Source organism: Pseudorhodobacter turbinis, assembly GCF_005234135.1.
GTDB classification, from domain to species: Bacteria; Pseudomonadota; Alphaproteobacteria; order Rhodobacterales; family Rhodobacteraceae; genus Pseudorhodobacter; species Pseudorhodobacter turbinis.
Map to the genome: position 1 here is coordinate 425,864 of NZ_CP039964.1, position 26,729 is coordinate 452,592.

21 protein-coding genes and 3 pseudogenes are annotated in these 26,729 nt (G+C 54.5%); 10 read left to right on the forward strand and 14 right to left on the reverse strand.

What is annotated here, in order from left to right:
* Positions 1-241 precede the first annotated feature (241 nt).
* The 5 genes and pseudogenes from EOK75_RS01955 to EOK75_RS01975 all read right to left on the reverse strand — a co-directional run.
* Entirely contained in the window at positions 242-658 is a 417-nt protein-coding gene (locus tag EOK75_RS01955) for a DUF1284 domain-containing protein (protein ID WP_137192346.1), read from the reverse strand.
* Entirely contained in the window at positions 655-1,245 is a 591-nt protein-coding gene (locus tag EOK75_RS01960) for a biotin transporter BioY (RefSeq protein WP_137192347.1), read from the reverse strand. The genes EOK75_RS01955 and EOK75_RS01960 overlap by 4 nt, the downstream gene beginning before the upstream one ends.
* Positions 1,246-1,333: 88 nt before the next feature.
* Complete coding sequence (locus EOK75_RS01965) at positions 1,334-1,936, reverse strand: GntR family transcriptional regulator (RefSeq protein ID WP_137192348.1); 603 nt, start codon at positions 1,934-1,936, stop codon at positions 1,334-1,336.
* Between the two features lie 206 nt (positions 1,937-2,142).
* Positions 2,143-2,655 (reverse strand): GNAT family N-acetyltransferase, encoded by a 513-nt coding sequence (locus EOK75_RS01970; protein WP_137194243.1) that lies wholly within the window; start codon positions 2,653-2,655, stop codon positions 2,143-2,145.
* 312 nt (positions 2,656-2,967) lie between these two features.
* Positions 2,968-3,462: pseudogene (locus EOK75_RS01975) on the reverse strand (transposase); the annotation flags it as partial.
* A gap of 13 nt (positions 3,463-3,475) precedes the next feature.
* Between EOK75_RS01975 and EOK75_RS01980 the strand changes: the two are divergent.
* Positions 3,476-3,667: pseudogene (locus tag EOK75_RS01980) on the forward strand (IS110 family transposase); the annotation flags it as partial.
* 633 nt (positions 3,668-4,300) lie between these two features.
* Positions 4,301-4,714 carry a c-type cytochrome gene (locus tag EOK75_RS01985; RefSeq protein WP_240793993.1) on the forward strand — a complete coding sequence of 138 codons (414 nt, stop codon included), beginning with the start codon at positions 4,301-4,303 and terminating at the stop codon, positions 4,712-4,714.
* Between the two features lie 392 nt (positions 4,715-5,106).
* Here EOK75_RS01985 and EOK75_RS01990 read toward each other — a convergent pair.
* The 4 genes from EOK75_RS01990 to EOK75_RS02000 form a co-directional block, all read right to left on the reverse strand.
* A protein-coding gene (locus EOK75_RS01990; protein ID WP_137192138.1) for an IS3 family transposase occupies positions 5,107-6,194 on the reverse strand; the annotation gives its coding sequence in 2 pieces (ribosomal slippage) (positions 5,107-5,933 and positions 5,933-6,194; 1,089 coding nt in all).
* 66 nt (positions 6,195-6,260) lie between these two features.
* Positions 6,261-6,518, reverse strand: a complete 258-nt coding sequence (locus tag EOK75_RS01995) for a hypothetical protein (protein ID WP_137192349.1) — start codon at positions 6,516-6,518, stop codon at positions 6,261-6,263.
* A 152-nt stretch (positions 6,519-6,670) separates the two neighbouring features.
* Positions 6,671-6,841, reverse strand: a complete 171-nt coding sequence (locus tag EOK75_RS20665; RefSeq protein ID WP_168199091.1) for a hypothetical protein — start codon at positions 6,839-6,841, stop codon at positions 6,671-6,673.
* Between the two features lie 731 nt (positions 6,842-7,572).
* Positions 7,573-8,154 carry a hypothetical protein gene (locus tag EOK75_RS02000; RefSeq protein WP_137192350.1) on the reverse strand — a complete coding sequence of 194 codons (582 nt, stop codon included), beginning with the start codon at positions 8,152-8,154 and terminating at the stop codon, positions 7,573-7,575.
* 181 nt (positions 8,155-8,335) lie between these two features.
* On the opposite strand from EOK75_RS02000, the gene EOK75_RS02005 reads away from it, so the two are divergent.
* A protein-coding gene (locus tag EOK75_RS02005; protein ID WP_137192138.1) for an IS3 family transposase occupies positions 8,336-9,423 on the forward strand; the annotation gives its coding sequence in 2 pieces (ribosomal slippage) (positions 8,336-8,597 and positions 8,597-9,423; 1,089 coding nt in all).
* Positions 9,424-9,484: 61 nt separating this feature from the next.
* A pseudogene (locus tag EOK75_RS02010) lies at positions 9,485-9,746 on the forward strand (integrase core domain-containing protein); the annotation flags it as partial.
* 147 nt (positions 9,747-9,893) lie between these two features.
* Here the strand turns inward: EOK75_RS02010 and EOK75_RS02015 are convergent.
* Genes EOK75_RS02015 through EOK75_RS02025 form a run of 3 tightly spaced genes read right to left on the reverse strand, consistent with a single transcriptional unit; the run spans position 9,894 to position 15,312 of the window.
* A complete protein-coding gene (locus tag EOK75_RS02015) occupies positions 9,894-12,524 on the reverse strand; it encodes a patatin-like phospholipase family protein (RefSeq protein WP_137192351.1) in 2,631 nt (876 codons plus the stop codon).
* 20 nt (positions 12,525-12,544) lie between these two features.
* Positions 12,545-14,512: a hypothetical protein gene (locus EOK75_RS02020; protein WP_137192352.1), complete on the reverse strand. Its 1,968-nt coding sequence runs from the start codon at positions 14,510-14,512 to the stop codon at positions 12,545-12,547.
* Positions 14,509-15,312: a hypothetical protein gene (locus EOK75_RS02025; RefSeq protein ID WP_168199115.1), complete on the reverse strand. Its 804-nt coding sequence runs from the start codon at positions 15,310-15,312 to the stop codon at positions 14,509-14,511. Before EOK75_RS02025 ends, EOK75_RS02020 begins: the two co-directional genes overlap by 4 nt.
* A gap of 1,763 nt (positions 15,313-17,075) precedes the next feature.
* On the opposite strand from EOK75_RS02025, the gene EOK75_RS02030 reads away from it, so the two are divergent.
* From EOK75_RS02030 to EOK75_RS02050, 5 genes are all read left to right on the forward strand, one after another.
* Positions 17,076-17,753 carry a hypothetical protein gene (locus EOK75_RS02030; RefSeq protein WP_137192354.1) on the forward strand — a complete coding sequence of 226 codons (678 nt, stop codon included), beginning with the start codon at positions 17,076-17,078 and terminating at the stop codon, positions 17,751-17,753.
* A gap of 199 nt (positions 17,754-17,952) precedes the next feature.
* A complete protein-coding gene (locus EOK75_RS02035; RefSeq protein WP_137192355.1) occupies positions 17,953-18,984 on the forward strand; it encodes a hypothetical protein in 1,032 nt (343 codons plus the stop codon).
* A gap of 107 nt (positions 18,985-19,091) precedes the next feature.
* Complete coding sequence (locus EOK75_RS02040; RefSeq protein WP_137192356.1) at positions 19,092-20,150, forward strand: hypothetical protein; 1,059 nt, start codon at positions 19,092-19,094, stop codon at positions 20,148-20,150.
* A gap of 141 nt (positions 20,151-20,291) precedes the next feature.
* On the forward strand, positions 20,292-21,179 hold the full coding sequence (locus tag EOK75_RS02045; RefSeq protein ID WP_137192357.1) for a tyrosine-type recombinase/integrase: 888 nt from the start codon (positions 20,292-20,294) through the stop codon (positions 21,177-21,179).
* A 12-nt stretch (positions 21,180-21,191) separates the two neighbouring features.
* Positions 21,192-22,388 (forward strand): IS91 family transposase, encoded by a 1,197-nt coding sequence (locus EOK75_RS02050; RefSeq protein WP_137192358.1) that lies wholly within the window; start codon positions 21,192-21,194, stop codon positions 22,386-22,388.
* Between the two features lie 666 nt (positions 22,389-23,054).
* On the opposite strand, the gene EOK75_RS02055 is transcribed toward EOK75_RS02050, so the two are convergent.
* Complete coding sequence (locus EOK75_RS02055; protein WP_205965468.1) at positions 23,055-24,491, reverse strand: YfcC family protein; 1,437 nt, start codon at positions 24,489-24,491, stop codon at positions 23,055-23,057.
* 148 nt (positions 24,492-24,639) lie between these two features.
* Between EOK75_RS02055 and EOK75_RS02060 the strand changes: the two genes are divergently transcribed.
* Complete coding sequence (locus tag EOK75_RS02060) at positions 24,640-25,287, forward strand: GntR family transcriptional regulator (RefSeq protein ID WP_137192359.1); 648 nt, start codon at positions 24,640-24,642, stop codon at positions 25,285-25,287.
* A gap of 375 nt (positions 25,288-25,662) precedes the next feature.
* On the opposite strand, the gene EOK75_RS02065 is transcribed toward EOK75_RS02060, so the two are convergent.
* Positions 25,663-26,697, reverse strand: a complete 1,035-nt coding sequence (locus EOK75_RS02065; RefSeq protein WP_137192360.1) for an IS110 family RNA-guided transposase — start codon at positions 26,695-26,697, stop codon at positions 25,663-25,665.
* Between the last annotated feature and the right edge of the window lie 32 nt (positions 26,698-26,729).

Consider the following 26,729-nt stretch of genomic DNA (forward strand, 5'->3'; position numbering starts at 1 on the left):
TGCTGCGACTGCGAATAGCTTCACACTCGACACGGTCACTAAGGAGCCCATTGTGTCCGATGCTGCGCATTGCACGAATGTCCGTCATCATGAAAGTTTCCAAAAACCTCCAACAACCACATGGATTTTGAACGGGGTTTTTGGCAGCGTAGATCGGCGTGGTTTTTGCCTGTGCCAAAAAGGAGCGTTTTTGGAACAGGCACGTTTGGCCACCACTCAAGCACTGCAATCGCAAGTAGGATTAAACGATTGTATTTTCATAGCCGTTTAAAGAAATATGAGTGCAAAGTTCTCCCCACTGGCAATCGTTACAGGCGGATCGAACCTGATTTCGTGAGAACGCCGACCGAAGTAGCCTCAAAGACCCTTTGTCCAAAGAAAGTTTTGCGCCGGTATGCACCGGCACTTGCAATATCTTGCCCACATCCTTCGCCGCATGAAGGTCTCGATTGTAAACACTTTCGTCGCAACAATGCGCACTAGTTTCCGCCAGACGCGGGGCACAGATATCATCCGGTCCCTCTATAATTTCGATAGTCTCACCTGCTGAAATTCGCCCCGCAATCACAGTCATGTTGTCTGTGAAGGCGAGGCTGTATCCTTTGCCAATGTAAGTAAGCAAACAAAGAAGATGGTGAGCACGCAGGCGTACTGTCATTCGGCGTTGTTTTTGGTGTCGCGCGTCAACAGTTTAAGCGTCATCGCGCCGAGACCAGATTTGAGGATCCCACCAATGACAAAGGGAACGACACCCGCCATAATTGCTTGTTCCGCACCGATCAGAACTGCAAGCCATGCGGCCCCCAGAACCAGACAGATCGCGTTACCGATCAGCATAGCAAGAAACGAAAGCCAAACGCGCTGCCCGTTCCAGCCACGTTCCGTTAACCACCCGACAGCCATGCCCGCGACTGGGAAGGCAAAAAGATAGCCGCCGGTTGCGCCTAAGAAATGTTGTGCTCCAGCAGCGCCCCCCGCCAGAACCGGCAGTCCAAGGGCTCCCTCCATCAACCAAGCCACGATTGTGATTCCACCCAAACGCCATCCGTATAGGGCACCGACAAGCATGACCGCAAAGGTTTGCATGGTGATCGGAACTGGGATCATCGGAACTTCGATATAGGACGACAATGTGAGGAAAAGGGTGCCGAAAAAGACGGCCGCTATTTTCCACGGTAGTGTAAAGTTCTGCACATCCAATGCTCTGGGATTGTTGCAGGCGACTGCAGTTGTAGATGAGGTCATTTAGGCGCTTCCTACAAATATCTATTAAATATAGCACGAGAATCAAAAAATACTTGAACTATAGATAGTTTGCAAGGATGTCTTGAAATCATCCACGGGAGAGGTGCCGCCTTAAGATCGTAGATGCTGTATTTCCTTCACGCCGCTCCATGGCCTGAAGGATCGCCACATGGTCTTTGTCCGAGGTGCTCTGCCACGTTTCGCGCCATCTGGCGTGAAACCTCTGTGCGGAAAGACGCTGAAGTTGCTTGATGCGCTCCAGCAAAAGAGGCCGTTCGCAGGGTTTCAGAATTTCCAAGTGAAACTGCCGGTTGGCTTTTTCCCAAGAAATAGGGTCTTTGGCATGGTCGCAAGCAAGCCGAAAAAGCTCCATTTCCTGCAGAGCCGCTGGCGTAATCTTGGCAACCGCTTTCGTCAAAGCCAGCGGCTCCAGAGCAAGTCTCATCTCCTGAATGTCGTCTTGATCTGCGTCAGTCAAAGAAAACGCTCGGACACCGCGCTTGGGGATAAAGGTGGCAAGTTCCATCTGAACAAGGCGCTGAAGCGCCTCGCGTGCAGGGACGTGACTGCACTTGAATCGTTCGGCGATATGATCCTGCGCAAGTCGAGCACCCTGAGCAATGTCGCCCCTAATGATTTCTTCTGCGAGGACGTCAGCAATAGCTGCAGGTTTTATAGATAAATCAGACATAATCACGATCTAACCTGAACCGGCTCACTGGAACAGGCCGTTGTTTAAAAAAGGGGTGGTTCGAACACAGCGCTGACGATCACCATAAATGCACGCCTTTCAAAAAGGACCGTTTTAGAACGAAATTTAGGTTTGCCTATCCGTTCCAGAAACGGTCGTTTTCAAGAGGGTGTGAATGTCAGTTCAAACCAGCCTATCACAAAGGGCTATGTTTGGCCCTCAAATGCTAGGGCATTGGATTTTAGATCGTCCGGCGTAAACCTGAATATTGTCATCTCGTCCACACTATAAGCCCCAAGTTTTTTGTAGAACTGAATGGTGGGTATATTCCAATCCAGCACTCCCCATTCCAACATCTGACAGTTTCGTTGCAACGCTAGCGAACAAAGATACCCCATAATGATCTTTCCAAAACCCTGATGGCGAACCTGAGAATCGACAAGGAACCCATCAATGTAGAGGCCTGAGCGCCCGGTAAATGCTGATGACTTTTGGCAAAAATAGGCAAAGCCTACGATTTCTTCTTTGTAATATCCAAATAATGCCTCGCCCAAATTTTCATCCAGTAGCCGTTTGATCTGGGGCTCTGTTGCGGTGATCTTGTCCGCCATCTTTTGATAGGTTCCAAGTTTTTTCATATATTTAACAACAAGCTCCGCGTCATTCGGGGAAGCATGTCGGAGTATAAAGTCAGGATTGGATGTCTTGATTTTTTGCATGGTGGTCATTTCCTATACATGCGCTTCTAACGCTAGGTGTTCTACTTAGCCCGATAAGTCAGCCCATGTTTGTTTTGGCCGCACGATAAACTTGAAAATAGTTTCGTAAACGCTCCTTTTTGGTGATTTCGCTTCTTAGCTCGTTTCCCGCCACCACAAACCCCGTTCAAAACCGATGCGCTTTTTGAAGGTTTATGAACGGCTATCGTCGGCACTAACTTCGGCGGGGCGGGGCAGCCCACCGTCTACCGCGATCGCGGTTTGTGCTGACGTCGCGCGGAGCTATTGTCAAATCTGGTGTCCACGGATTTTTCATGCGGCGGCCTGATCCTGGTTTGATGGCTTGATGCCGTTTACGAAATCGACGCCTTGTATGACGTCGGCGAGATAGGCAAAGCCGCGCAGCTTGCGCCAGCTTTTCTCGGCGCTTTGACCGAGCTTGAACATCATATGCAACATGCCGTCTCTGCTGAGGCAGCCCTTGGCACGTTTTGTTCGGTGCCGGATTGTGGCGAAGGCGCTTTCGATCGGGTTCGATGTGCGGATGCTCTGCCAATGTTGGGCGGGGAAGTCATAAAAAGCCAACAGCTCGTCACGATCCCGCATCAGGCATTCGGTGGCCTTTGGGTATTTTGCGTCGAAAGTTTCAATGAATAAATCGAATGATGCATGCGCATCCTCACGGGTTTCCGCCTGCCAAATGTCATGTAGCATCTTTCGGGCCTTGGGCTGGGTCCGCTTGGGCAGGTAGTTCAGCACATTGGCGGACTTGTGAACCCAGCAGCGTTGCTGACGGGTGCATGGGTGTGGGATTGGTAGGGTTGGCGCCAACAGCGTCATCATCAAACGACATGTCCATGCTACGGCCAAGCCCGGCACTTGGCTGGGCGGGATGCTGACGCGCAAGCCACCGATGCTGGTGCGGGTGGCGCTCGCAAACAAAATGGCGCGGATCGTCTGGGCCCTAATGGCCCGAGGTGGCGTCTACAAGGCTCCGGCCACGGCGGCGTAAGCCCGCTGTAGGTCGCGAGGACGTCGGAGCGAAAGAGGGCAAGGAGCAGTTTGGCGCAATCGTCGTGAGACGGGATCGGGAGAACCAGTGTGCAACAGAGTGCCTTCGAGCACGCGGCTTTGATCTGGACCCGACCCTCGAACACCATACGGGCCCGCGGCATGTGTGACGCCGCATCGTGAGGCCGGATACATGTCAGCACCCGATGACGCGCCAAAATCAGCTCTGAAAATATCTCTTGCGCAAGGGGCGGTTATACATGTTGCATTATCATTAAGCCGTCTGGCGCTAGGGCAATTTATCAAGGGTCACCTCGATTAGACGCTCTCGCCCTTTAAGGGTGAAGCTTGTGTTTGCACCCGCAGCGAACGGCAGGTGTCTGCGCACAGCCGACCTTGGCGCGCGGCGCAGCTTGTGGGTTTCGGTAGCTAGGACTTGAATAGCCGCTTCTGCCCGTCTGGCAACTAGCCTGCGCGGCTGCAGCGAAGGTCCGCAATCCGCCCTTTATGAAGGACGGGAAGCTGTTGAGCGATTTCCTCAACCGCAAGGAAATGTCTCTTTTTGATCTCTATCATATCGCCTGAGCGCCGGATGCTTAAGATGATCTCATCTTGAGCAACTTTGGGGCCATACATGCGCATCAACGTCGGTTTTGTTACAGCGATAGGCTTGGCTTTGATAGGTGTGGTCGCGTGTGTCGGACCCTCAATGCCAAACAGGTCCGACGGCAGGGCGTTTTTTGCTGAGAGCTGCACCTCGTGTCATGGACCGAGTGGGCGTGGCGATGGTATAATATCCAAAGACTTGCCTGTTGCGCCAACCGACTTGACCACGCTCAGCCGTACCAATGGTGGTACGTTTCCTGCCACGCGTGCTCTTGCCTACATCTGGGGTGATCCAACGCAGAGTCACCTCGCACGCGTGATGCCGCAGTTCGGCGGCGCGATGGCTGATGATTTAGTACCGGTTAAGCTCGATGGCGTTTACACGCCGACGCCAAGAGCGCTTGCGGGTCTGCTCGCCTATCTTGAGAGCATCCAGGGCTGAGCCGGACGCTTCGACAGTCAGCTGCTTACGCCTCACGAACGTTTCAAACCCGATGTTAAGATCCACCAGTGACGAAAGGAAAACGCTATGACTAAGAAAGCAACCGATAAGTCGGCTACCGACTTCGCCGGCATGCTCGGCAACATGCCGTTCAATCCGATGAGCGACCCGCAGTTGAAAGCATGGTCCGATCTGGGTGACGAAATGATGAAGTTCGCGACGTCCCGGATTCAGCGGGATGTTGAAGCGCAAAAGTCCAAGCTGAATTCTACACCGAGGCGGTCAAGGACTATAATGCGCAAATTCAGCGCGCTATGGAGGTTATGTCGGGTGTTACGAAGACGCAGGTGGATGGTAATCGCCCCCTTTTTAACGGGGTGCATCTGTAGAACTTACGCGGCCATTTTCAGTTTCATAGCGGGTGTGATGCCGCCGATGCCCATGTTCGGGCGGTCGTTGTTATATGTCCAGAGCCATTGTGTGGCCTGATCCTGAGCCTCCTCGATGCTTTCGATGATGTATTGATCCAGCCATTCATGCCGAACCGTCCGGTTGTAGCGCTCGACATAGGCGTTCTGCTGGGGCTGTCCGGGTTGGATGTGCTGGATCGTAACACTATGTTTCTCAGCCCATTTTCTCAGTGTTTCGCTGATATATTCCGGCCCATTGTCGACCCTGATCGTGCCCGGTTTTCCGCGCCATTCGATAATGCGATCAAGGCTGCGGATGACCCGTTCGGCAGGGAGCGAGAAATCAACCTCGATCCCCAGCCCTTCGCGGTTGAAGTCGTCCAACACATTCAAAAGCCGAAAAGCCCTGCCGTCGCCGAGGCGATCCGCCATGAAGTCCATGGACCAGGTCACATTCGGTCTGTTCGGGACCGCCAGAACGTCAGGCTTCTCCCGTTTCAGCCGCTTGCGCGGCTTGATGCGCAGGTTCAGTTCCAGCTCACAGTAGATCCGGTAGACCCGCTTGTGGTTCCACGGATGCCCCTTCACGTTGCGCAAATGCAGGAAACACAGGCCAAATCCCCAAGTCTTGCGCGCATCCGTCAGCCCTGTCAGCAGATCGGCGATCACCTCGTTCTCGTCTTTCAGCTTCGGGCTGTAACGATAGCAGGTCTCGCTGACCTCGAAGGCCCGGCACGCCAGCGCGATGCTGACGCCCCGTCGCTCTACCGCCGTTTCGGCCATCTCGCGGCGCTGAGATGGCCCCGTTACTTTTTTCCGAGGGCTTCCTTCAATAAGTCCGCCTGCATGCTCAGATCTGCATACATCCGCTTCAGCCTGCGGTTCTCTTCCTCCATGGCTTTCATCTGGCTGACCATGGATGCATCCATGCCACCATACTTCGCACGCCATTTGTAAAACGACGCATTGCTCATGCCATGTTCACGGCAAAGCTCGGCCACCGGCACACCACCTTCGGCTTGGCGCAGGATCGCAAGGATCTGGGGTTCGCTATATCTGGTCATTTTCATTCAAAATCTCCTCGTTCATCTTGCCGAGAAAATTCTACTTCCGCAGCCCCTTACTTTCGGGGGGGATTACCCCAAGATTTCCGTAGGAAAATACCAGCGGCCAGAATTGCGCCCAGGCCCAGACAAGATTTTCTCGCCGTGCCCTTCCTTTCGCATTGCGTCGACCACGCGCGGCGACAGGCCGCATTCATACGCGTAGAAGCGGTTTTTCGTGTTACCCTTGACCTCCCGGGAAGCCGTGTCTCGAGCGGCAATCCGCAACAAGTTCACTTGTTCCACCACCGGCAAGTTTGCGATGTTCTTTGCTCTGTCTCCATTTGTCATTTTCGTCTCTCCAATTCTTCGGGCCGAGCTAATTGGCCCTGCCTCCAACATTAAAGAGTAGATAAGTTCGGAATCTTGAAGCCCAAAATGCCTGAGCTAAAATATGGCTTGTTAATCAAGCACAGGTGTTAAAACCTCTGCCTCATCGCTGTTCAACGCCCGTTGCAAAGAACGCATAGCCGCGAAGCTACGCTGCTTGGGTGGCTAAAGCCATCCGTCGCACTTTTACCGGTTGGCGTTTGGCCACCATCGGCAATCGCGACCGCAAGCTTGTCCTTCGATACATCAATACCAACATAAATCGTCGTTTGTCCGTTTGTCATGCCTCTCTCCATCGCAAAAGGGCGGCACATGCCACCATGCGATCAGTGTAAGGCTGATCCGTCATCGACCCTTGCTGCGCAATTGTTGATGAACCTGATTGGACGTATTTTGCACGAACGGAAGTAGATGCTGTTGGAAACCGAAGAAAGTGTCGCACTACTTTTCACTGGGGAGGCTGACTCAAAGGCGACCCGGCCGTAATGTACGCGCCAGGTGTTCTCTGTTCGCGGAAAACACCTCTTCTAAAGTGTGAACCGGTTCTATTGCTTGATCGTGATGGCCTAGGGCAACAGAAGAAAGGTCGCGAATAGCCGGAAGCGGTCACTGACATCGCGCTGACTAATGCCCTGTTAGTCCTGAGGCAGTATGGGTTCTTAGCTCCACTGCCTAAATGACAGCTTCCTCCTTTGCGAGACGACCGCGGGGGGAGCGGCGGCACCGTTGGTTTTCGTGCTGCGAGCGCACGCAGCACGAAATTTGAATTTACAGTGTGGGCTCTGAACTGCCATTCGCGGCATCCGCATCCAGATCGGCACATAAAAAAACACTGCCTATGACCGTTAAGCGGACAAACTGAGCTTTCGCTGCGGCTGCGCCAACGTCGGCTTTTGGAGACACCTTCCAACAGAAGGTGCCGGCTGTGTGGTTTTAGGTGCGCAGTGCGGACGCAGTTATGGTCCGCTATAGGCCCACCATCCACGTGGCATCTGTTTAAGGTTGAAGCACAGCCTCAAACGCTCCAGTCATGGACGTGAACGTCCTTTCCCGAATGTCCCGTAAGAATATCAACAGCCAGCTTTTCCTTGTCTTTGTCCGCAACACGCACCCATAACAGGATACCGCCTCGTTCAATTTGTTCGGCGTAATAGTCTTTGTGGTGCTGTTGAATTCTGCGGGCAAAGAGCAAACCGATGGCAGTGGCTGGCAGCCCTACAACTGCAACGACCGCAGCAGTTGCCGCCGCCGCTGCCCCTGCTGCGGCCATTGCCGCCATTGCTATGTAGGATGGAATAAAAAATGCCCCACCAATGATCATACCGTCCATCTCGCCAATTGCTTCTTCCGAAACAAACGCTGCACGGGGCACGCGCGCATCGTCTTCCATATCTTTGCCGGACAAGTAAGCGTCGCCAAATTTTTCTTCCAAGGCTTTGTCACTGCCCAAAATGCTCAGGTCATAGCGACTGAAGCCCACCATTCGAAGGTCATAAAATGCCTTTTGAAAGCTTTCAAAAGTCTCAAACACACCTACGGCCTCTGGCACCTTGATGACCGTTACGCCTTGGCCGTGTTCAACAGTTTCGTTTGCCATAGTATTTCCTATTCACAGCTGTGTTCCTAATGCCATAACTATCCGCGCGTCTCGATCAGCACACATTGATCTTCGTCAATTAGAGGGTGCAGCTATGAAATAGCTGCGGGGGTAATCCCCCCCGAAAGTAAGGGGCTGCGGAAGTAGAATTTTCTCGGCAAGATGAACGAGGAGATTTTGAATGAAAATGACCAGATATAGCGAACCCCAGATCCTTGCGATCCTGCGCCAAGCCGAAGGTGGTGTGCCGGTGGCCGAGCTTTGCCGTGAACATGGCATGAGCAATGCGTCGTTTTACAAATGGCGTGCGAAGTATGGTGGCATGGATGCATCCATGGTCAGCCAGATGAAAGCCATGGAGGAAGAGAACCGCAGGCTGAAGCGGATGTATGCAGATCTGAGCATGCAGGCGGACTTATTGAAGGAAGCCCTCGGAAAAAAGTAACGGGGCCATCTCAGCGCCGCGAGATGGCCGAAACGGCGGTAGAGCGACGGGGCGTCAGCATCGCGCTGGCGTGCCGGGCCTTCGAGGTCAGCGAGACCTGCTATCGTTACAGCCCGAAGCTGAAAGACGAGAACGAGGTGATCGCCGATCTGCTGACAGGGCTGACGGATGCGCGCAAGACTTGGGGATTTGGCCTGTGTTTCCTGCATTTGCGCAACGTGAAGGGGCATCCGTGGAACCACAAGCGGGTCTACCGGATCTACTGTGAGCTGGAACTGAACCTGCGCATCAAGCCGCGCAAGCGGCTGAAACGGGAGAAGCCTGACGTTCTGGCGGTCCCGAACAGACCGAATGTGACCTGGTCCATGGACTTCATGGCGGATCGCCTCGGCGACGGCAGGGCTTTTCGGCTTTTGAATGTGTTGGACGACTTCAACCGCGAAGGGCTGGGGATCGAGGTTGATTTCTCGCTCCCTGCCGAACGGGTCATCCGCAGCCTTGATCGCATTATCGAATGGCGCGGAAAACCGGGCACGATCAGGGTCGACAATGGGCCGGAATATATCAGCGAAACACTGAGAAAATGGGCTGAGAAACATAGTGTTACGATCCAGCACATCCAACCCGGACAGCCCCAGCAGAACGCCTATGTCGAGCGCTACAACCGGACGGTTCGGCATGAATGGCTGGATCAATACATCATCGAAAGCATCGAGGAGGCTCAGGATCAGGCCACACAATGGCTCTGGACATATAACAACGACCGCCCGAACATGGGCATCGGCGGCATCACACCCGCTATGAAACTGAAAATGGCCGCGTAAGTTCTACAGATGCACCCCGTTAAAAAGGGGGCGATTACCCGGGGACGTTACCTAGAGCCTAGCAGGGATCGAACCCTCGGTTGGCAGCGTCGGCGATTCCTACGATAATGCCTTGGCTGAAACCATAAATGGCCTCTACAAAGCTGAGGTCATTCACCGACTTGGCCCATGGAAAACCATGGCCTCGGTCGAGTGGGAAACGCTCAAATGGGTCGAGTGGTTTAACAATCGCCGCCTCCTGGAGCCTATCGGATACATCCCGCCAGCAGAATCAGAAGAGAGGTAACTATGCCCAGTTCGACAAATTAGATATGGTCGCATGATATGATGTAATCACCCTCCGGCAAACTGCGGGCGGTTCAAACCGTGGGAGCAAACACCTAGATGACAAAATTCTTGGTCTCCGACCAAAGATTAAAGTATTGGAGATGTATCATGGTTTTGCGATATCTGGCTAATTGAGAACCCCGTTACAAGTAAAACTTCCCAATTCGGCCCTTGTCTTTTTGTTTGAAGTTCTGACGGAAGCCTTTGAACTTCATTTCTTGGCGTAAGCGCTGGCGGTCAATGTGGATTTGGTCTTTGTCGAACAGCGCGTGGAAAACTTTGGGCAGGTCGCTGGACGGGGCGCCGAAATGGGCCATGGTCATTTTGTAGTTCAGGGTTTCGACCGCATAGAGTTCTTGGATATTGGCGGCGAATTCCAGCGCGCCCATAAATCCGTAATCCACGGGTAGGATGTGGGATTGGTAGGGTTCGGCCTCGTAGCCGCGCAGTTTGAACGCGTCCCCGAAAATGCCCTCAAACGTGCTGCCCAGCACCGCGCCAAAGCTGATCTTGTTGGTTTTGAAATGCCCTTGCGGATTGGGCAGGCGCATTGCGTCTTGCTGGCGGACTTTGCCCGACTTTAGAGCGGGTTTCGGCCCGTCGCCGTCGTCAACGACCACGCATTTACTGCCGCTGTTCGAGATGCCCAGAATCTGACCTTCGGGAAATCCGTCAAGGTTCTGGATTGTGGCTTCGAGAGGGGTTTGGAGATGCGGATCGATTTCACGACCCTTGGGGGTCTGATAGCCGTTGAATGCAAACAGCGGCAGGTTTTCGAAAACGCCACCATCGACGAACCAACCGAAATAGTTGCGGTCATAGAAGTTTTTATCCTGCCCTTGTTCGTTAGGCAATTGGCGGCCAGCGCCGTTCGCGGGGCGGTATTTAACGGCGACGGGGCGCCAGATGCCGGGGATCGACATAGACATGCCCAAAGCATCCACAATCGGGAAGTCGGGGGTCAGGGAGGCGTTGAAATAGCAACCTTCACCGATGCTGATATTGGCAGCGGACAGCACAAGGTGGTGGGGGAACAGGGCTTTGTGTCTTTCGAACGAGTATTCGGTCTGGATGATGTCGAAATGGTCGCGGATGCTTTCGATGTCCAACAAGGTGTGCAGCGCATCAAGGCGACCGCGTGCGGACGCCGGATAGGGGGTGCTTTTCGGTTCGCGGGTCATCTCACCCAATAGAGCGGCGAGTTCTGCGTTCAATTCAGCAAGGGCTTGGGGGTCGGCCTCGGGCAGGGCTTCGAGGCGGATGAGTTCTTTCTCGGCGGTGTTCACCTTGTCCTGAATGTTTTTGCGGTTCTTTGGGGTGAGCCGTTTGACGTTTTCATCAGGGCCGAATGCCTGAACGGTTTCGTTTTGCAGCGCCGATGTCAGAGGTTCACCACGCCGCGAGAACTTATGCTTATTGGTGCCATGATAATGCGGATGAACGCGGACTTTTTCATAGATCAGCCGCGCAATAATGTAGCGCACGCGCGCCCCGTCAAATAGGCCGCCTTCGGACATCATGATTTGCACAGGTTTCACCAAGGCCCCGACGAACATCGGGATTTCCTTGCCAACCCGCGCGGCAAGTGCGTCCGGTGACCACGTCAAGATTTCGTCAATGATTCCCGCTAGTTCTTTGAGAAGCTTGCCTTGTGCTGTGACCAGTTCACGGCTTTTATTGAAGGTTTTGACGGGTTTTGTCGGCGACAGCTCGTCCAGTTTCATGATGTTGCGAAACAGCGGCGTGATGATTGGGACGTTGGGCACGTTGGATTGCCAGATCACGCGGATCAGGGTTTTCTTGAGCTCCCAACTGGCGCGCATCTGGCGTTTGATCTGGTTTTCCGGTGAACAGCGGTCGTTGTCGTCGTCTTCCATGTGGTTGAAGAACTGTGTGAGCAAATAGGACACCACCAGCAGGCAGGCCATTGTGACCGCCGCAACGCCGAGGGTTTTGCCACCCGACAGATCACCCGTATCTCGCGCGTCTTTCCAGGACTTGAACAGGCCATCAATGAAATCGGTGAACTGGCTCAGGATCGGGAGCATCACAAGAAAGCCTGCGAATTCCCCCAACGCGTGGGTAGAGCCATCCTGTTTTTTGCCCCAGCTTTCGAGCGTTTTCACGAGACTGCGGTATTCGTTGTATTCGCTATACAGGTCATCATAGAGCGCGTCGGCGATGTTGCCCAAAACCACTGGATCCGGCAGGCTTTTGAGCACGCCCGAGCCGATCGCGCCGCCCAAGATACCCCAGGCGTTACCGATAATATCTTTTTGGTGTTTGTGGACCAGGCTTCGCAAGTCTTTGAGTTCGGGCGATTTTGTCGAGAATGATTTGAGAATTCTGGAGGAGATTGTGTAGGGATCTTGCAGGAGATCCTGACGCGACACCGTGCGATCATTAAATGATTTGCGCAATTTGCGACCGCTTAGAAAACCGACCTCGAGGGACGCGTCATCGCCTGCGCCATGCACCGCGCGGTAGCGTTCGGCCTGTGGTTTTTCACCAAACGCCAGTGCGAACAGCGGATCTTCGATAACCATCTCGTTGGTTTCTGCGGCAGTGTACCCAAGGCTGAGCATGACCGCCGTGATCGACCCTGCCGACGTGCCTGCGATGCCTTTGAGTTGGCTGAAATTGCGGCTCGCTTTTTCGTTTGTATCAAACGCCAATATCCCGAGGGTTTCCAGGGCTTGAAGCGCGCCGATATAAGCCGCGCCTTTGCCTGCGGCCCCTTGGATCGCGATGTATTTGATGTGTGTCTGTTCCATCGTCTGACCCGCTGCGCCCGCTATCCGCCCAGATCACCCGACCCGCCGGTGATGTCGGTTCCGGATGCGGGGGTGGGGTTGGTAATCGAAATATCAGCCCCGTCCTGGATGATCTCGAACGGGGTGGGCAGGTTGAATGTCCAGCGGTCGATTTCAACAGGATCTGCGTCTGTGTCAGACGTCAGTCGGTCGGCCTCGATTTCCTCGGAGAGCGCGAGGTAGCGGCGCTCGTTGGGCAGGGGCGCCTCGTCGTCCGAACTGCTCCAGATCTGGCCTGTTTCCAGCATGTAGAACAGTTTGAATTCTTCGCCGCGCCGGATCGGGAGTATGACTTCGGCCCAGCCCGCTTGCAGGAATTTGCGCACTTCACCGCTGGTCTTGCCGTCAAACAGTTTAGAGCGATTGCTTTCTGCGCCCAGATAGCCAGGCAAAAACCGGTAGGACATTTTATCAAAGTCGAACGCCGAGGCGAGGAACCCGACGACATACTGCAAGTCGTTGGTCTTTTCAGTGTTGAGCGCGGGGTACTGGGTGGCGTCGGTGGACGGGGGGCGATGATAGGCGTCAAGCCCGTTGAGGTCCGTGCCCAGCACGTATTGGATGGTTTCGCGTTCAAGTTCTTCGCGGATCATTTGCGCGGCGGCGTCAGCATTGGCCAGCACGTTGACGCGGCGCGACACGCCGAGCTGGTCCTCGATGGTGGGCGCACCGTCTGCGGCGTCAAGGATCTGATTGTAGAATGCCAACCGCCATAGCGCCTTGGTGTCATCGTTGGGGCGGTAGGTCATCAGCATCGAAATGTGGATGAGCGCTGTCCACGCGGTCAGGACGTTGACCTGCAACTGGCCATCCACAAAATCGGCCACGTCTTGGCTTGTGAAGTTGGGTAGGGGTTCGGTGACGCGCGCGTGGCTGCTGATCCCGATGTTCCAAATGTCGTGTTTTGGAATGGTAATTTGCACGTATGTATGCAGGGAATCCGAACTTTTGTTGCTACCCCATGTTGGCGTAACATCCATTTGGTCGGGCAGATAGCCCTCCGGCACGGTGAACGTCACCACCTTGGAATCGTAAGTTTCTGTGACGTTGGCCTGGGCGTTCAGTTCTTTAGTCGACGCTTTATTTTCGAATTTCAGTGTCGGGAAGGGTGTGGGGTCGGTGATGCCGAATTCGGCCGCCAGCGCGAGCCAGTTTTCGTCGATCCACAGGGTGCCGGCTGTTGACCCCGCTAGGGTCAGATTGGCAAAAGACAGGTCGATCTTTTCGCCGTCTTTGGTAAATTTGAGCCCCGCCGGAGACGTGCTCGCTGCAGTCAACACGCCTGCAATGTTTTTGGCGTAATTTTCCGCAGGTGTGGGGATGAAAATGCGCGCGAACAGATGTTTTTGATGTTTATATAGCACCGCTTCATGGACTTCGGACACATGGCGATAGACGGCCACTGCGGTTGATCCGCCGCGATTGTCTATCCCCATTTTGCGGGCTTCGAGGTCGCGTACGCGGGTGTTTTTGCGGTACTGGTTCAATACGCGGCTGCGCACGGTTTTGCGACTGGTCTCAACTACGGTACGGGCATAGCTTTGCGCGTTGGATTGGCTGGAGCCTGTTGCGTTTTGGTTGTCATAGCTGCTATCGACCTGCGCTTTGATTACGCCGTAGCTGGCTTTGACCTGAGCTGACACAGAAAACGCGTTGCTTTTATCCTGATGGGTATTGGCGGCGGTTTCCAGCGCTTCAGTGCTGGAGGTCGTCAGCGAGTTTTCTTCGGTCGTTTCGTTTTCTACCTCGGAATAGCTGTCTTCTTCGCTGATTTCTTCATGTTCATGCAGGATTTCGCTAAACTGACCACCCAGAACATTGACGATACGGGAAATGTTGCTGAGCTCGTGGGTCAGGAGTTTGCTTTTGGTAACGTAAAGATCGCCGAAGGAGAACTGAACGTCGCGGTTAGGGTAGAAGTCGGGAAGGCCAGCTTTGTTAGCGCTCATGATCCTACCCCTTTGGATTGCTTGATCGATTTACGGGAGACGTTTTTGAGGGTGCGATCGGGGGTGACCTTTTGGGCCTCGACGTGGGACAGCATCCCGCCGCGCACCGCATCGCGGGGGGTAAGCGGGCCGGTGCCCGGCCGCGGCCCGTTGGTGGGGCGCATCACATCAACGCCTTGAGGCAAAAGAATTCGACCGCCATAAAACACGCGCAACATATCGAAAGCTTGGGGGCCAACGTCGATGTCATGTGGCGCAATTGTTTCGGCAAACGCCGACGTGCCGTAGCGTGCGGCAATTGTGGCGACGCGATGTCTGGCGGCGCAAAACCGTCGGTATTCAGGATAGCGGGTCGACGTCAGCATCAGGGCATAAAGATCATCAGACAGTTCAGGAAATTCGGCTTCGACAAGGCCCAAAACAGCAATATTTCGGGGCACACCGTAGGTTTTGGCAACGCCGCGGGTATATTGCACGACATTGGCGAGGTAGGGGTCTGACAATGCGGGCAAAGTGGCGGCATAGGCAAGCGACTGATCCATTAGAATACCTAACAGGTAGTCGGGTGCGATGTTTGAAATGCCACCATTGATCGCGGCCTCGTAACCTGCCAGCCGGCTTTGAAACCCGTCACTGTCCAGATGATACGCCATAAGGGACAGTGCATTGGGCAGGCCGGTATTGCGCGCGGCAGCCAGCAGGGCACTGTCTGAGTCTTCAGGATAGAGCGGTATATGGCGAAGGCGCGCTGCGTGAATCTGAACGCCCCTATGAGGGCGCATTTCCGTAAATTTAAACACCGGACATCCTTCTATGTTTTTGGGATCACCCACTTTAATGGAGTCACAAATTACAAAAAAAGAAGACACTCAAAAAATTTCAAAATCAAGGACACTGTTGCATTATCATTAAGCCGTCTGGCCATCAGGCAGTTTATTAGGGTCAGGACTTCGGTAGCGGGGACGGGCTTTGATGATGTAACCGCCCCCCGACGACATCTGTGTGCTGAAGTGGTCCGGCGAATTCGGGCAGCGTGCTAAGACTAGGGGCGGATTTTCATCATGAGCAAATGATGCCCATGCGCGGCGGAATTTTTCAGAACAATCATAGTGATCCCCGCCAGCACTTGGCATTGAATGGCGTACTGCGTTTAGCGCCGGATTTCAGTTTTGTGAGGCTCGCCTTAAGGGAGCGGGGAGGCCATTTTATAGGCGAACTGGCATTTTGGGCCACATCTGTCCGCTTTGACCTCAAAGATCAGTCAAGTAGCGCTGTAAAATAAATTCTCGGGAAAATTGGCTCAAAATCTTACATTCTTGTGGGAACAGTCGACCTTCCCTATCAGAGGGGAACGTATATTCGCTTCGCTCGCCCTGATAGGGAAGAAGTTGCCACAACTGCGCAAGTCTTGGCAATTGGTGATGTGAATTATTTCTCAAAGTGTTTTTAATCTGCAACTATGCTGGCGCCACTCACTTTGTTTGGCTCGGTCACAGCTTGTCTATGATTGGAGCCTTTGACTATGATCTGCCCCATGATGACACATACACATATCCCCCTCGCATCGCTGATACAGCGAATAGGTTGACCGGATCGAGGTCGACTGACTGCCGATAAGGCTCTGGATAATGCCGTTCTGATGTGAGTTCAGAACCTCATCCAAGAGTTTGCTCGGCGTCAGTTAGAAATTTCGGTTTTCAACCAGATGCGGGGATATGCGGTCCAGCTATGGGCATCGTATCCATCCTCAAAGGTTTAAAAGCACGGTGCCTATCGGCACGTGCATGTCTGAGGACTTGATATGAGTTTCGTTTTTTCCATCCATCTGAGCTTTGTACTGACGTCTTTCACGAATCGCGGCGGCACAATCTGCTTCGAAATGTGGTTATTTATGTCTCTCTTTGATTTGGGGCGGTACCTGAGCGGGCCCCTAAGCTGCGATATGGGGCTGTGGAGGGAGACTTTTCAGTATCGAAAGGAATCAGCTATCCGCGCAATTCAGAATGCGAAAAAGCATTTTGGGGTGCCGCCTATGTTGTGTGTCAGTGCGGCCGAGTGCGGAGATGATGACGAATATCTGCAAATCCCAGCTCAGAGCGGATCGATATCATGTTGCGAAAAAAATCCGTCGTAACGTTTTTCGCAAGCTTTGTAAGCCCATGATTTTTATCTTATAATTTCATGCGTTTGGAAAGAAAACTTATCGCTTTTCAAGACGCAATATCAGCGGTTAGGTGATTTATCATCAAACAAGCCGCAAACACGAAAACCGTTACAGAGGAGACTGCGATGACGAAGACCTGAAACTGAAAACGCCCACCCTGCGTCAACAGGCTGAGCGTTCACATAGGCGGATTTGGTCCACCAGTATCACCTGAAACAGTAGCAGAATAGTCGCGAAGTTTCAAGGATCACACCGCCTCCAGTATGGATCCATGCGTTGCAACGTCCCGATTAGCGTCGGGAGGTGACCGGCCCCCCATTGCCGAAAAAGCCGACGCGGATCCCTCTCGAACCCCGACCGACCGGGCGTCGATTTGTCAAATCTGAAGAGGGTTTACCCATGTCTTACCTTTCCGTCGCAGGCGGCATCCGCCTTCCAGAACTTAGCGCTGGCGATCGTGCTACCCAAGTCGGCTCATCCCGTCACTTCACAGGTGGTCTTGTGATCGGAACGGGCGCCGGCCGTCGCTTGGGTGTCGAAAGCCACCTTGAGGCTCAAGCCGCCATGATCATGTCGACCCGTCAAGAAACGTCTGAGCTTGTAGAGCAGGTCCGGTTTGAATGGTCAGATGAGTTTGGCGAGGTCTTTAACCACTACATGGATCTCGTGCAGAGCAGGGTAGACGGGAAAACCATTGGCTTTGCAGTGCGTCCGACGGCCCGTGTCAGCAACACTTACCTTATGAAGCTGGCCCGCATCAAAGAGCAAGCAATCGCAAGCGGCTTTTTGGATGATTTTCGTCTGTTCACTGAGAAAGATGTTTGTCCGGTCGAATGGTTTAATGCCCGGCTGTTTCACTCTGTGCGTCGCCCGGATCCTTTTGGGGATCCAGTTGCCGCAGATGTGGTTCGGCAGTTTTCAGGCGTCATCACCATCGACGAACTTGTCGATGCCACGCGCCTCGCTGGGATGGGGTTCAGGGCTGTCGTGCGTCTGATCCGCACCGGCCAGCTCGAAATGGTCCGCCACGAACGCATCGACCACCAATCGCAAGTTTTCAAAGCGAAGGCGTTTTAATCATGGGGAAGTGTAACCCGGCAGGCCCGATTTTGGGCTCATACAGCACCGAACCACTCTTCGCCTTTTCTATGGTCGGCTCTTTCGTCTGCGAAGCAGCAGTGCCCATCCACGACACCCAGTAACGCAAACGCGTTTAACCGCGTTTTTTCACGATATCGCGGTTGGTGCCGCATCAGTCTCTCAGAAAGGATTCCAGATGGATCTCTCGTTCTCGTCCGTAAACGCCCACTATGCCTTCGGAAAATTTGATCGTGTCTCGATTGAAGGTATTTCTTATCAAGTCCACATGCGCACCGAGGTCGGTTATATCTTGACGCAAGACGACGCGTCGGGTTGCGCAAAGCAATTTCCCCATGTCGAATTGGGCCGCCTCGGCGCTCTCGGGCGCATCCGCTCAGAACGCGACTACTATGACCCCAGCGCCGCAAGAAAGCGGCAGATGAAACCTCATGTTTCGCTGAGTGCGCTTATGGGCAAGGAAAAGCACCGCGTTTCCAGGAAGGAAGCTTATTGTGAAGCGGTCTCCGAATTGCATCGGGAAAACAAACTCAAGCTCACGGATGCGTCGCTCTGCGACAACATGGACCGGATCATGGGGCGCGCGATTCAGTTTGCAGGAAACCTTAATCCCGGGGGCGATAAAAGTGTTCCTAGCTCCGAGAATTTCAGTGCCCCTCCCAGCCCGCGCAGCCTTCGCCGTTGGCTGAAAGAACGCAATGACTTTGGTTTGCTTGGGCTTGTGGACAATATGACCAAGCGTGGCAACCGCAACATGCGGATGTCACCTGAAGCATTGGGTCTCCTGATGGCAGGGGTGCGCGGCTATCTTTCAAAAGATCGGCCGACGATCAAAATGGTCTATGAAAAAATCTACTTGGCCTTTGAGGAGCGCAATGAAGATCGGGCGAAACGTGGCCTGGACGCCTTGAATATTCCAAGCTGTGAGGCTGTTCGCAGGGCAATCCGCGCGCTTGAACCCTTTGCGGTCGAATGTGCCCGCAACGGCGAAGCGGCTGCTCGCAAAAAGTTTCGACCAGCCCTTCACGGCATTGATGTGTCACGCGCGCTGGAACGCATCGAAATTGACGAATGGCCTGTCGATGTGATGACTCTCATGGAAAGCAGTGGAATTTACGCTCTCTTGACCGACGATGAGAAACGCTGGCTTGGGCCACGCGCTTTCCTGTCGATATCTTGGGGTCGGCATGTGAGGTGCTGGGGGCCCTAGAACTGTTCGGCAAGGATGTTGTGCTGGCGGATCTCACCGAAATCGATCTTGCCACGGCCAGCAGTACCGGCTTTGCAAGTCTGAATGCGGGCCCGCCTGCGCTGCTTTTGCTCTTTGAAGCCATACGTAATATGCCTGCTGCGCCGCAGGACAAACTTCAGGCCCGATACGGGCCGCTCTATCGCTGGTTTACCAGCGGGGTTGGAAAAGATGCGGCGTTCGCGCCGTTGCGGGACGTGTTCAGACAGCACGTTTTTGCCACTTGGCCCTTGGCCGAGGGTGATTCCGTTCTGAACTATCGCCTGCCAGAGCGGCGCCTGCATTCCATTCGAACCGCCTCTATTGCGCATGATTTGCACGCCAAACGGCTGCGTCGGCTTCTGGTCGATGCGGGAATAATCCCTGAAACGGATCGCCCCGACTTTGACGTAACTTTTGACGCCTTGAAGGCGCAAAAGGTTCTTGAGGAAGCCTCGGGGGCCGTGAATTTTGCCTCCGCCCAACGACGCTTGGGCATGACCCGTACGCAAATGGAGAAACTGATTGGTGCCGGGCTTTTGAAACCGGGGGAGGGAGGCGACAAGGCCCGACCTCGTTTCACCGAGGCGACAATCCGGCAGTGGACTGATTTAATTAATAAATACCCCGAAGCATCGGCCTATCATAACGGCCTTTCCTCGGTTGCCGATACGGTCAGCAGCCTCGGCGTATCGACGGAAGACATTCTTCGCCTGATTCTGGATGGCCATCTGACAGAAATAGAGCGGGTTAAAGGCAAAGTCGGGTTAGCGGCGCTTCTCATTCGAAAGGACTGTGCCCAAAGCTGCTTGCGCGGGATGCCTGATAAGCAAACATCGAAGCCTATTTCGACAGTCTCGTCTGATTTGCGCATCGGCAGGAGCTTTTTGCTTCAGCTTGCGCAAGCTGGCCACTTTCACCCGGTTGAGGTGACGGATGGCCGCACCCACCAACCCGGCATCCGGATTCCTGACGAAGAGGTTTCTTTGTTCCATGCACAGTATGTATCCCGGCGATATCTGAGCAAGAGTGGGGCGAACGCTGTGGTGGTTAAGCGTGAACTCGATGCAAGGGGTGTCGTGCCTGTATTCAGCAGCGCAGATGGAAAGGAGTTCATCTACCTGCGCGTTGATTTGCCGGTGGCTTGACACGAAGGGCGGATGGACTAAGCCGCTCCGCGGCATTGGCGCCCAGTCGCGGCGTTCAGGATCATTTCAGCATTTTACTTTGTGATTGGCCTTTCTGGGCTGACGATCTGGGTCTTTCCCACCGTCAGACAGGAGGTTCCCATGAAGGAGGAAAAGACCACCGCGCTGCGTCAGCGCATGATTGAGGACATGCAAATTCGTGGCCTCGGCGAGAAGGCCCAGAAGGCCCACATCCGGAACGTGAAGCACTTTGCCGCCTTTCTCGGACGGCCACCTGACACAGCCACCCCTAAAGACCTGCGCGCGTATCAGTTACAGATGACCAACGACGGAGTATCTGCAAGCACCTACAACGTCAGGATCATCTCGCTCCGGTTCTTCTTCGGCTTCACCTGCGGTCGCGAAGAGATGAAGCGGTTCATGCAGTTCCACCGCAAACCCCGGAAACTGCCAATTGTCCTGAGCGTCGAGGAGGTGGCTGACCTGATGGCCGCTGTGCCTGGCCCGGGGCTCAAGTATCGCGCAGCGCTTGGGATCAGCTATGGTGCAGGATTACGGGCCGCCGAGGTCTGCAACCTCAAGGTCAAGGATATCGATAGCGATCGGATGCTGATCCATGTCGATGACGGCAAGGGCGGGCGCGATCGCAAGGCCATGCTGTCGCCCAGCCTGCTGGACCTGCTGCGGGAGTATTGGCGCGAGTCCCGCCCTGAGGGGTGGCTATTTCCGGGCAAACCGAAGATCAGTCCGCTCTCGCCACGCCAGTTGAATCGGGCCTTCACCTCAGCCAAACACATGGCAGGGATTAATAAACTGGCGACCCTGCACACATTGCGACACAGCTTCGCCACGCATCTGCTGGAGGCGAACACGGACGTGCGGGTGATCCAGGTGTTGCTCGGGCATGCCAAGCTGACCACCACGGCGCGCTACACCCATGTGGCGACAAAGACGATCCAAAGCACCGTGAGCCCCTTTGAGCATATGAAACTATTGCAGGATGAAACCCTTCGACGAGGGTTGGAGTAGTGATCGTGGCCGGTGAACCGGCCAAAGCTGGAAATCGCTGACATCTTCCGTGCCCATGGCCCTGCGTGGCGACAGGCCAATGCCGGGCATATCAGCCTCAGCCAGCTCAAGGTGATGTCGGCGATTGAAGCCTGCCGGACCGAGGCGCTCGGCGGGCATGTGGCTGGCTGCGCCAAATGCGGCCACCACCATATCGCCTACAATTCCTGCAAGAACCGACACTGCCCCAAATGCCAGGGTCCGGCGGCGCGGGACTGGATGGCCGCACGGGCCGAGGATCTGCTGCCGGTCGAATACTTCCACGTCGTCTTCACTCTGCCAACCGAGATCGCGCAGATCGCCTACTGGAACAAGAAGGCGGTCTATGGCTTGCTGTTGAGGGCGTCGGCCGAAACGGTGATAACCATCGCCGCAGATCCGAAGCGCTTGGGCGCGCGGGTTGGCATGACCAGTGTGCTGCATACTTGGGGTTCAGCACTGACCCATCACCCTCATGTCCACATGATCGTTCCCGGCGGTGGCCTGTCGCCGGACGGTACCCGGTGGGTCTCCTGCAGGCCGGGGTTCTTTCTCCATGTGCGGGTGCTCTCCCGGCTGTTCCGGCGCCTGTTTCTGGAGGGACTGATGGCTCTGCATCACGCAGGTGAGTTGGCCTTCTTCGGCGATCTCACCGGGCTGGCGGGTGCCGATGCTTTTGCCCGTTGGCTCGCGCCGTTCCGCAAATCCGAATGGGTCGTCTATGCCAAACCGCCCTTCGGCGGGCCTGACGCGGTGCTGGCCTATTTGAGCCGATACACCCACAGGGTGGCGATCTCCAACACCCGTCTGGTCAGCGCCGATGCAGAGACGGTCGCCTTCCGATGGAACGATTACCGCATCAAGTCTGGTGACAGACAAAAGGTAATGCGGTTGACCACCCCCGAGTTCATACGCCGCTTCCTGATCCATGTCCTGCCCGATGGCTTCCACCGCATCCGGCACTATGGGTTTCTGGCCAACGCGACCCGCAAGGCCAATATTGCGAAGATCCGCACCCTGCTCGGGGCACCGCGCCCTGAACACGAGGCCGTGCAGCAGGAGACCGAGACCGTGCCACTCACCCTGCGCGAACCCTGCCCATGCTGCGGCGGCCCCATGCGCATCATTGAGATCTTCCGGCGCGGCCAGAAACCCTGTTCCCGCGCGCCACCGAGGGAGCAGGCAGCATGACGAAACGCCCGATCACCGCATTGATGAAACCTCGGATCTCCCCGCAGTTCCGGCCAGGAAGCCATTTGCAAAGCGCGCCGGTCTGTAGACCGATACGCCCTGCGAACCTTCAAGTGTCGATAAATCCGCAGGCCATGCGCCTGGACCCAGTTGCAAAATGGGTCCAGGCTCCTTCCAGCCTCACGCCAGCTGCGGACACAGCCCCGACCGTCAGAGGTCTTTCCCCATAGGCTGATCCCAGACCCCCGCGGCTTCCTCCTTCCGAGGTTTGTCAACGCGGGCCGCCACCTCATGGCAGCCAACGTCATGCTGCGGCCCGCATCGAAAAACCTTCAGGATTGCAGACATTCGCTGCGGGAGCGAAAAGGACTCGCTTGAGGGTGAAGCCGGACCTTCATCGCCGGTTCGGCTAGAACTGTTAGTCGGGCGGATTGCGGGCATTCGCCGCGAATGCAGCATCACCAGCCGCCCACCCGGACGTTCGCTTCCGATGCTGTATGCGGCGCGGCTGAAGTCATGAATTGTCTTACGAATTGGACAAATCAGGCATGATGGTTGGTTGTTTTGGGTACAGTTTGGAAACAATCTTTGCGGACTGGCTCGATGAAAAGTTCAATCAGGACCAGAGCCACAAAGCTCTGGTCCATTCTTATTAATGTCTAATTCTCAGCCAATCCAGTTCGTGACTTGGGCGAAGACAAGAAATGCTATCGCAATTCCAACCCAGATACCGAACAGCGGCAAAAAGAAGCGTATCCAGCGATCCCATCCGACGCCTGCAAGCGCGAGGGTCGCCATAAAGTAACCGGACGTTGGGTAAAGAATGTTAGAAAGCCCGTCGCCCAATTGATAGGCAAGAACCGCATTCTGCCGGGTCACACCGATAATGTCCGAAAGCGGTGCCATGATAGGCATCGTTACCAGTGCCTGTCCGCTGCCCGACGGGATTACAAAATTGAACCCCAGTTGCGTGATGAACATGCCAACGGCCGAGAGTGTATCGGGGAACGAGCCAACCAAACCTCCGAGCCCGTTGACCAACGTGTCCATGATCTGGCCCTGTTCAAGCATGACGGCCACGGCTCTCGCCAAACCGACAATCATTGCGCCCACGAGAACGTCGCGAAACCCTTCGTTGAAGGCGTCGCAAATTTTGGCTGTCGAGAGACCTGAAATAATTCCGACTGAAATCCCCATGAGAACGAACAGTCCCGCCATTTCCATCATAAACCAGCCGCGGGTCAGGACACCCCAGACCATCACCGCGAAGAAACCAAGGGCGGTAAGGCCGGCCAAGATTTGACGTTGATTGAACCGCATTGCTGCACTGCTTAAGTCGTGCTGGTAGACCGCACGTTTTTCGATTTCTTTCGAATCGCCCACCATCAGACTAAGTTCAGGGTTGTTACGAACGCGAATAGCATAGCGCGTGATGTAAAGAATTGCCGCTGCCAGCAACGCGATGAAAAGAAGCGAGCGCAAGCCAGCACCAGAGTAGAGGGGCAGTTCGGCTATCGTCTGGCCGAGCCCGGTATTGATAGGATTTAGCACGCCTGACGTGAAGCCTGCGGTCGTTGCCAGAAGGGCCACACCCGCCGCAGTAATGCTGTCAAAGCGCAAGGCGATCATAAGCGGCAAAATAACCGGAACATAGACAAGCGCCAGTTCTTGTGTGCCGATAAGCGTTGCCACCACCGCAAATGTCACCATTAGAACTGGCAAAATCAGGATCGAACGTGTAGCAAATCGCCGCGTGAGCTTGTCAACAGCGACGTCAATAATTCCTGTTCGGCGGATCACCATGAACATACCGCCGATGATGAATGTAAAGAACACAACAACCGAAGCATCGGCAAGGCCTCGCGGCACCGCCATCATGAAGTCTTCAAGTCCGACAGGGCTAGCGGCCACTTGCCTGTAACTGTCAGGATCGATGGCGCTACGACCATTCGCTAGCGTAACACGATCATAAAGCCCCGCAGGAATGAAGTGTGTCGCCAGCGCTGCTATGGCGGTAAATATGAACAGAATAACATAAATATGAGGCATTCTGGTCCCTACTTCATCCACCTCTTGGTCTCGTTCGGTCTCTTGCATATTCATCTCGACTCCTCCCGTGGAATGGTATTGGCAACTCAAGAATTGCACGTAAAATTTTACGTGGTATTCTTACCGTGTGACAATAATGGAAATCGGGAAGGACTTTTAGGGGAATTTTGAAAGCGGCGATGTTAAGTAAAGGTGCGCGAACATGAATGACAGATCGAAACCACTTGGCAGCATGGCATTCGAAGCCTTGCTACTTGCCCTTAAGGACGGAAAGTTGCGTGCTGGCACATATATGTCGATGCCAGATCTTGTAGCAATACTCGGCTTTCCGATTGCCGCGATACGTGAGGCAACCAAAAGGGCTGAGGCACAATCCCTGCTCGAGATCCTCCCGAAGCGGGGAGTTGCTGTAATGGATGCCGGACCAGAGATCACACATCAGTGCATGGATATGCGTGCGGCTCTCGACAAAGAAGGTGCCCGGAGAATGCTGTCCCGAGAAGGACGTCCTAAGTTTGGTGCGCTTCTTGATGAGCATTTCAAAATGCTAAGGCGAGCAAAGCAAAATTTGACACCGCTGTTGCCTGACGAGGCAATTGCTGTGGATCTCAGCTTGCACGACGCATTGGCAGGAGAACTCAAAAACCCGTTGCTGGAACAATGCTACGAAGAGAATCGTAATAGAATTGCCGTGATACAGAACTCACGCCCGTTTCTTCAGGACAGGATTGTGCCCGCTATGGAAGAGCACCTCAAGATAATCGAAGCGATTGAAGCAGGCAATGAGGCGGCTGCGGTTGCTGCAATCGATGTCCATCTATCGCAGACGCTACGTTGGTGGGGGCTATGACTTATATTGATGCAATGCGTTGGAATTGCGATCTCAGCGCGGTGCTTTTACGCCCGGGACATTCGGCGGAGTGTCTTGGTTTTGGCGGCAGACTTATACACCATCATCTCGCGGGTATTGCTAACTCATTGTTCTGAAGTTCTCTAATCGCATTGGTCAAGTTCTTTGATTGATGCCTTAGCACGCGCCGGGTTCATAGTTCTCTCCGCGGTCGATCTCGACGGATCGCCGCATGTTGGCGTCGGATGGTCGGATCGGCCTAAGTGGTCCTCGCACTTGCTTCGGTGTGCAGTGCATTCAGAGGGACGGCCTGATCCGCGCCATACGTCCCGGCGGGGACGCGTCCGCTGGCTTAGTCGCGCAACTTATCCCTACTTATGCTGCCGACTGGGTCCAACGGAATGGCGTGTTGGTTTTCCACATGGCGTGCAGAGCCACGGCAAGTTTCCGGGCGACCGCAATACGCGCCTTTTTTAAGCCAGACACTTTCGCCAATTTCATGCCCCAGGTCTTTAGGGACGAAGATCGCAAGTTGCGCGTCAGCAAGGTCGTTGCCGCCTCATAGAGGTGCTTTCGCACCATCTTGTCGCCCTGCTTCGAGATGCGTCCATTTCTACTGGTTTCGCCGGACTCGTATCGTCTTGGCGCCAGCCCCAGATATGCGCCCGCACTTGATGACCTTTTGAAGCGTGATGCGTCATCGAATGCTGACACAACTGACAGTGCGGTGATGATTCCCACGCCAGGCGCGGTCATAAACAGCTTGACGGTCGGGTTTGCTCTGGCGATCGCTGCAAGCCGTGTGTCCAGAACCTTGATCTGATCGCAGACGGACGCTCGTGCTTTGATCAAAGTTTCCGCAATAATACGCATTTCTGGCGATGCTTCCAATTCACCACAAATGATCTCATGAGCGCGCCCTGTGAAGCCACCCACGCGCTTGCCAAACAGAACTCCAAAAGTCCGCAGAAGCCCACGGAGCTCGTTTTCTATCTTGACCCGAATGCGCACCAACGTTTCACGCGCTGTCAGCAACGAACGAACCTGATAGCGGTCATGGCTCTTGATCCGCACCTGCTTGAACCAACCGACACGCATGATTTGAGCCAAACCGGCGGCGTCATTTCGATCCGTTTTAACTGGCCGCATCTTCAAGGCTGCATTGGCGTGACGGGCGTCGATACACAGAACTGGTAGTTGACGTGCAGCCAACTCATTCCAGAGCCAAACAGCAAGCGGACCTGTCTCAAGCCCAACACGCGATAGATTGGGTGCTCTGTCTCTCAGATAACTTGTGATCACGTCCGGGCAGGTCGCGACCGTCGTCTCCGCAATTATGGTGCCATTATCATCGACAACACAGATGGCAGTCGTCTCCTGTGAGACATCCAGGGCGGCAAAGCATGGCATGACAGTTCTCCTTTTCATCTGAGCCTTGGCCA

Bases quoted from the DNA above. Each gene is read 5' to 3' on its own strand.
- EOK75_RS20665 (WP_168199091.1), bottom strand. From the start codon at position 6,841: ATGACAAACGGACAAACGACGATTTATGTTGGTATTGATGTATCGAAG.
- EOK75_RS02060 (WP_137192359.1), top strand. From the start codon at position 24,640: ATGAATGACAGATCGAAACCACTTGGCAGCATGGCATTCGAAGCCTTG.
- EOK75_RS01955 (WP_137192346.1), bottom strand. From the start codon at position 658: ATGACAGTACGCCTGCGTGCTCACCATCTTCTTTGTTTGCTTACTTAC.
- EOK75_RS01965 (WP_137192348.1), bottom strand. From the start codon at position 1,936: ATGTCTGATTTATCTATAAAACCTGCAGCTATTGCTGACGTCCTCGCA.
- EOK75_RS02065 (WP_137192360.1), bottom strand. From the start codon at position 26,697: ATGCCATGCTTTGCCGCCCTGGATGTCTCACAGGAGACGACTGCCATC.
- EOK75_RS01985 (WP_240793993.1), top strand. From the start codon at position 4,301: ATGCGCATCAACGTCGGTTTTGTTACAGCGATAGGCTTGGCTTTGATA.
- EOK75_RS02000 (WP_137192350.1), bottom strand. From the start codon at position 8,154: ATGGCAAACGAAACTGTTGAACACGGCCAAGGCGTAACGGTCATCAAG.
- EOK75_RS02015 (WP_137192351.1), bottom strand. From the start codon at position 12,524: ATGGAACAGACACACATCAAATACATCGCGATCCAAGGGGCCGCAGGC.
- EOK75_RS02035 (WP_137192355.1), top strand. From the start codon at position 17,953: ATGGATCTCTCGTTCTCGTCCGTAAACGCCCACTATGCCTTCGGAAAA.
- EOK75_RS01970 (WP_137194243.1), bottom strand. From the start codon at position 2,655: ATGCAAAAAATCAAGACATCCAATCCTGACTTTATACTCCGACATGCT.
- EOK75_RS02045 (WP_137192357.1), top strand. From the start codon at position 20,292: ATGAAGGAGGAAAAGACCACCGCGCTGCGTCAGCGCATGATTGAGGAC.
- EOK75_RS02055 (WP_205965468.1), bottom strand. From the start codon at position 24,491: ATGAATATGCAAGAGACCGAACGAGACCAAGAGGTGGATGAAGTAGGG.
- EOK75_RS01995 (WP_137192349.1), bottom strand. From the start codon at position 6,518: ATGACAAATGGAGACAGAGCAAAGAACATCGCAAACTTGCCGGTGGTG.
- EOK75_RS02030 (WP_137192354.1), top strand. From the start codon at position 17,076: ATGTCTTACCTTTCCGTCGCAGGCGGCATCCGCCTTCCAGAACTTAGC.
- EOK75_RS02020 (WP_137192352.1), bottom strand. From the start codon at position 14,512: ATGAGCGCTAACAAAGCTGGCCTTCCCGACTTCTACCCTAACCGCGAC.
- EOK75_RS01960 (WP_137192347.1), bottom strand. From the start codon at position 1,245: ATGACCTCATCTACAACTGCAGTCGCCTGCAACAATCCCAGAGCATTG.